The organism is Stutzerimonas kunmingensis (assembly GCF_002929225.1).
GTDB lineage: Bacteria > Pseudomonadota > Gammaproteobacteria > Pseudomonadales > Pseudomonadaceae > Stutzerimonas.
This window is the reverse complement of record NZ_PISM01000010.1, coordinates 1-1,654: the sequence shown is the minus strand read 5'-3', so window position 1 is coordinate 1,654 and position 1,654 is coordinate 1. Positions and strand designations below refer to the sequence as shown.

1 protein-coding gene is annotated in these 1,654 nt (G+C 65.1%); it reads right to left on the bottom strand.

Features of this window, described 5'->3' with window-relative positions; translation table 11 throughout:
- Positions 1 to 34 precede the first annotated feature (34 nt).
- A protein-coding gene (locus CW305_RS06570) for an IS3 family transposase (RefSeq protein ID WP_245890971.1) occupies positions 35 to 1,581 on the bottom strand; the annotation gives its coding sequence in 2 pieces (ribosomal slippage) (positions 35 to 1,095 and positions 1,095 to 1,581; 1,548 coding nt in all).
- Between the last annotated feature and the right edge of the window lie 73 nt (positions 1,582 to 1,654).

The following is a 1,654-nucleotide window of genomic DNA, read 5'->3' as shown; positions in this document are numbered from 1 at the left end:
CGGCGATTTTCAAGGTAGTTGTCGCGCGAGCGTGTCACGCTGCCTTTGGTGTTTGCTGCAGTACCGCTTCCCGCTCCGGGTTCAGGCACACGATTGGTGCCAGCACCCAGTTCCTGATGTTGCCGCTCCAGCGCTCCGGGTGCCGTGCACGCGCCGCCTCGTACAGCTCGATACGCTTGCGCAGCAACTCTTCCGCCTGGCCAGTATGTCGCTGCGTCGGGGTCACGAACTTCAGGGCGCTGTGGCGATGTTCATGGTTGTACCAGGCCACGAAGCTGTTCACCCAGTTCCTGGCCTGCTCCAGCGTGTCGAAGGGCCGCTCCGGCCACAGCGGGCAGTACTTCGCCGTGCGGAACAAGGCCTCGGCATAGGCGTTGTCATTGCTCACCCGCGGGCGGCTGAACGAGGGCATCACACCCAGGTTCTGCATGGCCGCCAGCATGGTCGAGCCCTTCATCGCGCTGCCGTTGTCCGAGTGCAGTACCAGCGGCTGGCCTGCCCGCTGTTCACGTAGGCAGGCCTGGCGTAGCAGCTGGGCGGCCTGCTCGGCGCTTTCACTTTCATGCACCTCGTTGGCCACCAGCTTCCGGCTGTAGACGTCCTTGATCATGTACCAGTAGAAGTAACGGCCCTTGACCGTGGTCGGCAGCCAGGTGATGTCCCAGCACCACAGCTGGTTCGGGCCGTCGGCCACATGGGTCGTCAGCGCTCGTTTCACCGGTGGGCGGCTACGGCCGCGCGGATGCTGCTGTTCGGCGTCCTTCAGCAACCGGTAAAAGGTCGACTCCGAGGCCAGCCAGGTGCCCTGATCGGCCAGCCGCGCCACGATCTGCTGCGGCGGCAGGCTGGCAAACTCGGGCTGGTTGGCGACCTCCAGCACGCGGCGGCGCTCTTGCGGGGTCAGCTTGTTGGCCGGCTCAGCTCGTTGTGCCGAAGGACGCCGATCCTCCGGGCAGTGCTGCCAGCGCTGTAGGCTGCGCAGCGACAGGCCCAGTTCGGCGCAGGCCTGCGCCCGCCGCGCTCCCGCCGCCACGGCGTCCTCGATCAACTGCAGCGTTTCACGGCGATCCGGGGCGCTGATCATTCGTCCTCGTCCTTCCCCCAGAGCGCCTCGGCTTTTTTTCGCAACACCAGCAGAGCCGCGGTTTCTGCCAGCGCCGCATCCTTGCGCCGCAGTTCACGCTCCAGCTGCTTGATGCGCTTCTTCGCGGCCTTTTCCTCTTCGCGTTCGCGCCGGGTCTTGCTCGGCTGAGCCAGGCTGTTGGCCTGCTCGCAGGCTTCGCGCCAGGCGTTGATCTGCTCGACATACAGGCCTTTGCGCCGGCAGTACTCCGCCAGCTCAGCCGCATTGAGGCTGGCGCTTTCCAGCACCACCCGAAACTTGTCCTGGCTCGACCACTGGTCGGCCTGCTGTCCATCTCCCGGCACCACTGCTCCCGCTGCTCTGGCCTGTTTGCGCCAAGCATACAGGGTGGCATCAGTAATGCCTGTCGCTTCCACCAGCTCCGGCACCGTCCGGTTCAAGGGCGGCATCATCTGCCGCACCACCCACTCCCGATGCTCTATCGAATAACGCGCCACACGGCTCTCACTTCCGCCCACCGACCAAGACTCATCGAATCAACTCACACGACAACTATCCTGACGCGGCGGG